Consider the following 9,112-nt stretch of genomic DNA (forward strand, 5'->3'; position numbering starts at 1 on the left):
AGCATGGGAACGGAAGATCTGGTGGTGCGCGCCGAAGGGCTGCGCAAACGGTTCGGGAGCACACAGGCTCTCGACGGGGTGGACCTGCGCATGCGGCGCGGCACCGTGCTCGGGGTGCTCGGGCCGAACGGGGCCGGTAAGACGACCGCGGTCCGGGTGCTGGCGACGCTGCTGAAACCGGACGAGGGCACCGCGTTCGTGGCCGGGGTCGACGTGCTGAAGAACCCGCAGGAGGTACGGCGCAAAGTCGGGCTCACCGGCCAGTACGCCTCCGTGGACGAGGACCTCACGGGCGTACAGAATCTGGTGTTGATCGGTCGTCTCCTGGATCTGAGCGGGCGGGACGCGCGGCGCCGGGCCGACGAACTGCTGGCGTGGTTCGATCTGACGGAGGCCGCGCAGCGTCCGGCGAAGACGTATTCGGGCGGTATGCGCCGGCGGCTGGACCTGGCGGCGAGCCTGGTCGGCCGGCCCGAGGTGATCTTCCTGGACGAGCCGACGACCGGGCTGGACCCGGCGAAGCGCGAGGACATGTGGGGTGTGGTCCGCACCCAGGTGGCGAGCGGCGCGAGTGTGCTGCTGACCACGCAGTACCTGGAGGAGGCGGACGCGCTCGCCGACGAGATCGTGGTCGTCGATCACGGCCGGGTGATCGCGCACGACACCCCGGACGGGCTGAAGCGCAAGGTCGGCGGCCAGACGCTGCGGGTACGCCCGGCCGACCCGAACCGGCTGCCGGATGTGGTCCGGCTGCTGGACCTGGTGGCCGCGCCGGGCACGTCGGCGAGCCAGGACCAGACCGCCGGGTCCCGGCCGGGTGCCGCGTCGGCGCCGGTGGCGAGTGACGAGGCGCTGGACAAGCTGATCCCGGCGCTGCGCGGCGAAGGGGTCGAAGTGACCGAGCTGGCGCTGCACCTGCCCAGCCTGGACGAGGTTTTCCACGCGCTGACCGGGCGCACCAAGGCGGAGGAGCTGGTATGACGACGATGGCACAGCCGCTGGCCCGCCCGGCCGGTGCGGGGTTCACCCGGACGATCCGGCACAGCGCGGCCCTGGCGAAACGAAGTCTGATCAAGACGATCCGCACACCTGAGGCGCTGATCGACGTCACCATCCAGCCGGTGATCTTCCTGCTGTTGTTCACGTACCTGTTCGGTGGCGCCATCGCCGGCGACCGGGGCGACTACCTGCAGTTCCTGTTGCCGGGCATGCTCGCGCAGTCGCTGGCGATGGGTGGCGTCGCGCTCGGCCAGAACCTGAACGCCGACATCGAGAAGGGTGTCTTCGACAGATTCCGGTCGCTGCCGATCTCCCGGGCCGCGCCACTGGTCGGCGCGGTGCTGGCCGACGTGGTGCGCTATCTCAGCGTCTGTGTGGTGCTGCTGCTGTTCGGCACGATCATGGGCTTCCGGGTGGAGACCGGGTTCTGGCCGGCGGTGGCCGCGGTGGCGCTGTCGATCGGGTTCGGTCTGTGCTTCTGCTGGATCTCGGTGTGGGTGGGCATGATGGTCCGCACCTCGGGCGCGGTGCAGGGGGTGATGTTCCTGCTGGTGCTGCCGCTGACGTTCGGGTCGCCGGTGTTCGTGGCGACCGAGACGCTGCCCGGCTGGCTCCAGGCGTTCGTGTCGGTCAACCCGATCACGCCGCTGGTCAAGGCGATCCGGGGGCTGTTGATCGGCGGGCCGGTGGCCGGTCCGCTGGCGACGACGCTGGCGTTCATGGCCGGGCTGCTGGTGATCTTCGTGCCGCTGGCGCTACGCGCCTATTCCCGGCGGGCCTGATCCGAGGGCGAGCCGCGCGGGGTCGATGAGGCTCTGCGCGGCCGCCGTCTCCAGGTTCCAGCCGACGGCGTACGCCTCCCCGAACCCCTCCTCGCCGAGGACCGCCCGGGCCCGGGTGGCCACCGTGATCACGTCGAGCGCGGTGTGGTCGTGGGCCCCGCGCAGCCGGGCCGCCGCCCCGAGCAGCGCCGCCGCCTCCCGGGGCTGCCCGCGGTGCACGGCCAGCCCGCCGGCGGCGACCGCGACCAGCGCGAGGATCGGCATGTCCTGGGTCTGCACGGCCGCCGGATAGGCCACCGCGAGGGCTTTCTCGGCGGTGTCCGGATCGTCCTGGCGAACCGCGAGGGACGCCCGGACCGCGCCGACGATCGCGCAGCCGTGGTCGCCGCCGAGCAGCAGCCGCATGTCGGCCTCCTCGGCGCCGCCGATGCCCATCCCGGCCGCGGCCCGGTTGATCAGCTCGGTGGCCCGGTCGAGTTCGCCGAGCCAGGTCATCATCCCGGCTTCGAGCGCGTCGACGAGCAGCCGCATCTCGCCGGAGTCGGAGCGGTCGGCCCGCCCCCGGGCCTGCGCGATGGCGGACCGGGCCTCGTCCAGCTCGCCGCGCCGCATGTGCAGGTCGGCCCAGCGCAGGTCGATGAAGATCTCGTCGGCGATGTCCAGGGAACCGAACTCGAAGGCGAGCGCGCGGGCCGCCCGCAGGTCACCGACGGCCCCGTCCAGGTCACCGTCGTACTGCCTGATCAGCGCACGCAGCGGCAGCACGGTGGCCTGCCCCCACCGGTCGCCGAGAGCCCGGAACCCGTCCAGGGCCAGGGCCGCGTCCCGGCCCATCTGCTCGACGTCGCCGTTGTTCTCGGCGATCTGGGCGCGCATCATGTGCGCCATCGCGGACAGCCAGCGGTCCGGCCCGTCGATCAGCCGGTTCACCCGCTGCTCGGCGAGCTCGTTGTCACCGGCGAAGTAGAGGATGAACGCGGCGATCGCCCCGGCCGGCCCGGGCAGCTCCGGGTGGGCGGCGAGCCGGTCGGCGAGGGCCCGGACCCGGTCGCGGCGCTGGGCGGCGGTCTCGGTCAGCAGGCCCGGCTCGTGGCCGGTGCGGTTGAGGACCAGGATCGCCTCGGCACTGTCGACGGCGACCGGATCGGCGTCACCCGGCACGGCCAGGGCCTCGGCCAGCCAGTAGGCGGCGTCCGCGTGCCGGCCGAACATCTGCCAGTACCAGCCCAGGTCGAGAGCGAGCGACAGCGCGGCCCGGGCGTCGTCGACGTCACAGAAGTGGCGCAGGGCGGCGAGGGTGTTGTCGTACTCGGCGCGCATCGTCCGCAGCGCCTCCACCTGGGCGGCGGTGCGCAGGCGGGCGTCGTACTCGGCGACCAGGGCGGCCAGGTGCCGGGCGGCCACGTCCCGGACCTCGCCGAGGATGCCCTGCTCGGCGAGGCGCTCGATGCCGTACTCCCGGATGGTCTCCAGCATCCGGTAGCGGCCACCCGGCGCGAGCTGCAACAGCGACCTGTCGACCAGGGCGGCGAGCAGGCCGGCGACCGGGGCGGTGCTGCCGCTGATCGCCGCGGCCGAGGAGGCGGTGACACCACCGGGCAGCACGGCGATCCGCTCGGCGAGGACACGTTCGTCGTCGGCGAGCAGGTTCCAGCTCCAGGTGATCACCGCCCGCAGAGTCCGATGGCGGGGCTGGGCGGTGCGGTTTCCGCTGGTCAGCAGAGTGAACCGGTCGGACAGTCCGGCGGCCAGCTCGGCCAGGCCGAGGGTGCGCAGCCGGGCCGCGGCCAGTTCCAGGGCGAGCGGCAGACCGTCCAGACCGCGGACGATCCGCACCACGTCACCGGCGGTGCCGTCGTCGACCGTGAAGTCCGGCCGGACCGCGGCGGCCCGCTCGGCGAACAGCCGCACCGCCGGGGCACGGGCGGCCTCGGCGGCGCCGGCGGTCGCGGCGGGCAGGCCGAGCGGGCCCAGCGGCACCAGCGACTCGCCGTCGACGGCCAGCGGCTCCCGGCTGGTCGCCAGCACCCGCAGCTGCGGGCTGCGCACGAGCAGCGCGCTGATCAGGTGCGCGACCGCGTCGATCAGGTGCTCGCAGTTGTCGACGACGAGCAGGATCTCCCGCCCGTGCAGCCGCTCGGCCAGCACGCCGACGTCGCCGCGCCCGTCGGTCCGCACCCGGGTCGAGGTCTCGAACAGCCCCGACCCGCGCAGCCCGGCCGACGCGACGACCGCCGCGCCGACCTTCGCCGCCTCGGTCACCGAGGCCAGATCGACCAGCCAGACACCGTCGCGGAACGCTGCGGCCCGCCGCCGCGCGGCCTCCACCGCGAGCCGCGTCTTCCCGGCGCCGCCGGGCCCGAGCACGGTCACCAGACGCCCGGCGCCGAGCAGCGCGTCGATCCGCGCGAGGTCGTCGGCCCGGCCGACGAAACTCGTCAATGGTTCCGGCAGGTTGGTCGGCGGCAGGTCGTTCTCCACCCGCAGTGGTACGGACGACGCGTCCCGATCCGGCGCAAGAGGCGTCGTCGCGCGCAACAGGTGAAGGTGACGTTCCCGCAGGGCCGCCCCCGGGTCCGCGCCGAACTGATCGCCGAGCGCCGCCCGCACCCGCTCGTAGACGGCGAGAGCATCGGCCTGCCGCCCCTGCGTGGTCAGCGCGTCGATGAGCAGCGCCGCGAGCCGCTCGTTGAGGGGATGCTCGGCCAGCAGCCCGGTCAGCCGCCCGGCCGCCCCCTCGGCCAGCCCGAGCGCGATCTCCGCCTCGGCCAGGTCGGCGACCGTCTCGACGACCGTCTGCGCGAGCCGCACGGCCTGGGCCGGCGCCACCTCGGCCAGCTCGGGCGCGACGGCCCCGGCGCCCTGGTCGGACCGGGCCAGGGCCACGGCGTCACCGAGCGGTCCGGTCGCGCCGGCCGGGTCACCGGCCCGCAGGCGCTCCCGCCCGGCCGCGGCGAACCGGGCGAACCGGTTCACATCGACGTCGTCGTGCTCGACGGCCAGCCGGTAGCCGCCCTCGGCCTGGGCGACCGTGTCACCACCGCCGAGCTGCCGCCGCAACCGGGAGATCAGGGACTGGAGCGCGTTGGCCGGATCGGCCGGCTGCTCCTCCGGCCAGAGCGCCTCGACGAGCAGCCCCGGCGCGACCGGCCGGCCACCGGCGACCGCGAGCCGGGCGATCAGCCCGCGCAGCCGGGCCCCGGTGATCGGCAGCTCAGCGCCGCCACGGGTGACCCGCAGCGCGCCGAACAGCCCGACCCGAAGCCGGTCCCCGTCCCCACTCACGACACTGATCCTCCCGCGTCGCGTCCACCCGTCCCAAATCGGGCGACCGCAAGTCCGGGAAGATCGACCGGATCGGCTGTTCTCCGGCCATCGGCCCGCGCGCCGCCGTTGCGCCTGCATAGCCTCGACGACATGCGAACGATCATTCTGGCAGTCGCCGCGGCCGCTGCCGTCGTGGCGCCGGGCAGTCCCGCGGTGGCCGGGCCACCGAACCTGACCGAGTTGCAGAACGCGCTGCTGACCGCGGCCGAGGCGCCGGCCGGATACCGGATCGCGGAGGAGCCGCAGACCCTGAAGCTGCCCATCCCGAGGGACCGGACCCTGTGCGACGACGACGCGTCACCCGACGGCGAGCCGGAGACCACCCTGGTCGTGGAGAGCCTCGAGGAGGACGACGGCACGTCGGTCTTCGCCGGCATCGCCGCGCCCGGCGCCTACAACGCGATGGAGTTCGTCGCGGCGGTGGAGAAGACGCCGGCCCGCTGCCCGAAGGAGAACGGCTCGACGCTCACCCCGCTGACCCTGCCGGCCATCGGTGACGCCGCCGCCGGCTTCCGGGACGTCAAACCGTCGGTCGACGGCAAGTCCTCCGAGTCGACCGTCGTCGCGGTGGCCGACGGCGCCCTGGTGCTGCTCTTCGAGATGAGCGAGGGCGACGAATCCGACCGGGCCGAGTTCCTGACGCTGGTGGAGGCGGCGGTGGCCAAGGCCGGCCGGCGCCCGGATCAGTTCTCGGCGGCGTAGGCCTCGACCTTGGCGGTGTCCCCGGCGACGATCAGGACCGCGCCCTCGGGAACCACGGTCTCGGGTCGTGCGTACACGAAATCCTCGCCGGGCCGTTTGGTGCCGACCACCGTGACGCCCCACCTGGTGCGCAACCCGAGCTGGGCGAGGGTCCGGCCGGCGGCGCCGCGCGGCGCCCGGACCTTGGCGATGGCGAAGCCGTCGTCGAACTCGATGTAGTCGAGCATCCGGCCGGAGATCAGGTGGCCGACCCGTTCGCCCATCTCGGTCTCGGGGAAGACGACGTGGTCGGCGCCGACCGACGCCAGGATCTTGCCGTGTTTGACGCTGGTGGCCTTGGCCCAGATCTCCTCGACGCCGATCTCGGTGAGGGTGAGCACGGTGAGGACGCTGGTCTCCAGGTTGGTGCCGATCCCCACCACGGCCCGGTCGAACTCGTGCACCCCGAGCTGGCGCAACGCCTCCTCGTCGGTGGAGTCGGCCTGGGCGACCTGGGTGAGCCGGTCCGACCAGTCCTGGACGATCCGCGCGTCGGAGTCGATGCCGAGCACCTCGTAGCCGAGTCCGAGCAGCGACTCGGCGACCGCCCCGCCGAACCGGCCGAGGCCGATCACCGCGACGTGGGAGCCTTCGGGCAGTTTCTGATCAGCCAACGAGGGGTCTCTCCTCCGGATAGCGGTAGTGGCGGCGCCGCGTGTTCAGGGCGATCGCCGTGCCGACCGCGATGGTGCCGACCCGGCCGACATACATCAGCACGACCAGGACCACCTGCGCCGACGGCGGCAGGCCCGGGGTGATGCCGGTGCTCAGGCCGACCGTCGCGAACGCCGAGGTGACCTCGAACAACGCCCGGTCGAACGGCACGTCCTCGGTCAGCGCGTCGAGCGCCACGGTACCGGTGGCGACCAGCGCGACCCCCATCAGGGCCACCGTGACGGCCTGTCGCTGGGTCTCCTCGGCGATCCGCCGTTTCCGGATCACCACGTCCGGCTCGCCGCGGATCTCCGCCCAGATCACGTAGCCGAGCAGCATGAACGTGGTCACCTTGATGCCGCCGGCGGTGCTGGCGCTGCCGCCGCCGATGAACATCAGCCCGTTCGTGACGGCGATCGTCTCGCTGTTCAGGTGGCCCAGGTCGACGCTGTTGAAGCCACCGGACCGGGTCATCACGTCCTGGGTGAACGCGGCCAGGACCTTCCCGGCCGTGTTCAGCGGGCCGAGCGTGCCCGGATTGCCCCATTCGAAGACCAGGAAGACCACAAAGCCGACGGCCGTCAGCAACAGGCTTCCGGTCACGGTCAGGAAGGTGTGGGTCGACCAGGCCCTGGTGGTACGCCACTCGCGCGCCAGTTCGAACACGACCGGGAAACCGATCGATCCGGCCATCACGCCGAGAGCCAGGGTCACGCAGATCCACGGGTCGGTCACGAACCGCACGAGACTGTCCGGGTAGAGGGCGAATCCGGCGTTGTTGAACGCCTGCACCGCGTGGAAGAACGCCTCCCACAGCGCCCGGCCGAACGAGTAGTCGTAGGTGAGCCAGAACCGCAGGGTGAGCACCACGGTGATGATGCTCTCCGCCACCAGCATGACCAGAGCCACCCGGATCAGCACCCGGGCGGTGTTGCCGCCGGTCAGCCCGGCGCTCTCGGCCTGAGCCAGCATCCGCCCGCGCAGGCCCAGCCGGCGCGACACGATCAGGCTGAGCAGCGTGGCCAGAGCCACGATGCCGAACCCGCCGATCTGGGTCAGCACGGTCAGCAGCACATGCCCGAAGACCGACCAGTAGGAGGGCGTGTCGACCACGGCCATGCCCGCGACACAGACCGCTGAAGTGGCGGTGAACAGCGCGGTGACGAACGGCGCGTGGCCGGGCTCGGCGCGGGCGGCGGGCAGCATCATGAGGGCCGTGCCGGCCGCGATCAGGGCGAGGAACGCGAGCGGCACGATCCGGGCCGGGTGCCGCCAGGGTGATCGCACCGATGAGTCATATCACCCGATGTGCCCGTCGTGCTCATCGCGTGCCCGGTCCGCCTCGATCGGCTGGTCGATGCCTGGACGGACGGTCTCGTACCGGTTGCGACGGTACGCTACGGTGACGAGCCGGCGCTGCCAGTCCCGGGAGTGCGACGGTTGACACCTTGCGGTCGGTGACCGGATTTCACATTGGCCGGTTATCCTCCTCCGCCGGGGAGGACAACATGAAACTCGTACGGGGGATGCTTGCGGGCATTCTGGGCATCGCTCTCGGTGCCGGGCTCGCGGGATGCGGGCCGATCGGAGTGCCCGATTCACGGCTCGTCGAGCCGGGCGGCGCCTTCGAGTTCGGGCTGAACGGGCTGGTCAGGTTCAGTGTGCCGGACGGCGGCGGCCGGGGTGACATCCGTGTCCGGTTCGGTGTGGAGCCGCTGCCGGCCGACCGTCCGGCGCCGCCCGGCATCATCACGGTCGGCGACATGGTCACCCTCGACGTCCAGGGCGACGTCACCAAGGGCCGGATCGCCATCGACTACGCCGAACTGCCGGCCGGGGTCCGCCCGGAGATGCTCAACGTCTTCGGCTGGTCGGCCGACCTCGGTGGCTGGGTGCCGCTGACCGCCTCGGTGACCGACGCGGTCGACCGGACCGTCGCCGGCGACACCATCCTGTTCGACAGCTTCGTGCTCGGCACCTGGCGGATCGCCACCGATGCGGTCGGCGACTCGATCACCACCCACAACGGGGTGGTGCTGCCGATCAAGGAGGGCACCGACCGGACCTTCTGGGCGTACGCGCGGGCCGCGGCCGCCGCCTCCCTCACCGACTCCGTCGAGCACCTCAGCGGCCCGCCGGAGGACCTGGTCTGCGAGCCGAAGGCGACGAACACGACGGTCCGGGCCGTCTCCACGCCGGCCGGCCGGGTCGACGCGTGCGTGCTCGCCGGCACCGGCTCGCAGCAGGTCCGGGTCCGTAACCGGCTGCCGTTCCCGCTGCTGCTCGACCTGCCGGCGGACGGCCGGGTCCGCCCGGTCGTCGACCCCGAGGTCACCGCCGACTCCCCGGACGCGCTCGACGGTGTGCGGGACACCCTGCTCACCTACCTGACCGGCGCGGTCGCGGTCGGTGGCGGCCAGACCGTCACCCTGGAGCTCCAGCCCGGCGCCCGCGGCCCGGTCCAGCTCACCGGCCGTCTCGACTGGTCGGTGGTCGCCCTCGACGCCGGTCTGCGCCGGCCATGGAGAGCACGATCTCACTGGGAATCGGCGGAATCAGATTTTCCAGCGCGACCAGCAACCCGACGCCGACCTCACCGAGCGAGTCGA

General features: G+C 72.6%; 7 protein-coding genes. 4 read left to right on the plus strand and 3 right to left on the minus strand.

All coding sequences use genetic code 11. The features are described from left to right. Window positions 1-3: 3 nt before the first annotated feature. Complete coding sequence (locus tag AB0E94_RS46300) at window positions 4-981, plus strand: ATP-binding cassette domain-containing protein (protein ID WP_360340902.1); 978 nt, start codon at window positions 4-6, stop codon at window positions 979-981. After that, window positions 978-1,781: an ABC transporter permease gene (locus tag AB0E94_RS46305; protein ID WP_360340905.1), complete on the plus strand. Its 804-nt coding sequence runs from the start codon at window positions 978-980 to the stop codon at window positions 1,779-1,781. The genes AB0E94_RS46300 and AB0E94_RS46305 overlap by 4 nt, the downstream gene beginning before the upstream one ends. Here AB0E94_RS46305 and AB0E94_RS46310 read toward each other — a convergent pair. Continuing rightward, window positions 1,755-5,066 carry a BTAD domain-containing putative transcriptional regulator gene (locus AB0E94_RS46310; protein ID WP_360340908.1) on the minus strand — a complete coding sequence of 1,104 codons (3,312 nt, stop codon included), beginning with the start codon at window positions 5,064-5,066 and terminating at the stop codon, window positions 1,755-1,757. The genes AB0E94_RS46305 and AB0E94_RS46310 overlap by 27 nt on opposite strands. Before the next feature lie 132 nt (window positions 5,067-5,198). On the opposite strand from AB0E94_RS46310, the gene AB0E94_RS46315 reads away from it, so the two are divergent. Next, complete coding sequence (locus AB0E94_RS46315) at window positions 5,199-5,810, plus strand: hypothetical protein (RefSeq protein WP_360340911.1); 612 nt, start codon at window positions 5,199-5,201, stop codon at window positions 5,808-5,810. Here the strand turns inward: AB0E94_RS46315 and AB0E94_RS46320 are convergent. Further along, window positions 5,792-6,463 carry a TrkA family potassium uptake protein gene (locus AB0E94_RS46320; RefSeq protein ID WP_360340914.1) on the minus strand — a complete coding sequence of 224 codons (672 nt, stop codon included), beginning with the start codon at window positions 6,461-6,463 and terminating at the stop codon, window positions 5,792-5,794. The two genes, AB0E94_RS46315 and AB0E94_RS46320, sit on opposite strands and share 19 nt — an antisense overlap. Next, complete coding sequence (locus AB0E94_RS46325; RefSeq protein ID WP_360340917.1) at window positions 6,456-7,790, minus strand: potassium transporter TrkG; 1,335 nt, start codon at window positions 7,788-7,790, stop codon at window positions 6,456-6,458. Before AB0E94_RS46325 ends, AB0E94_RS46320 begins: the two co-directional genes overlap by 8 nt. Window positions 7,791-8,011: 221 nt before the next feature. Here AB0E94_RS46325 and AB0E94_RS46330 point away from each other — a divergent pair. Continuing rightward, window positions 8,012-9,112, plus strand: a 1,101-nt coding sequence (locus AB0E94_RS46330) for a hypothetical protein (protein WP_360340920.1), incomplete at its 3' end; no start/stop codon positions are given.

Source organism: Actinoplanes sp. NPDC026670 (assembly GCF_040638175.1).
GTDB lineage: Bacteria > Actinomycetota > Actinomycetes > Mycobacteriales > Micromonosporaceae > Actinoplanes.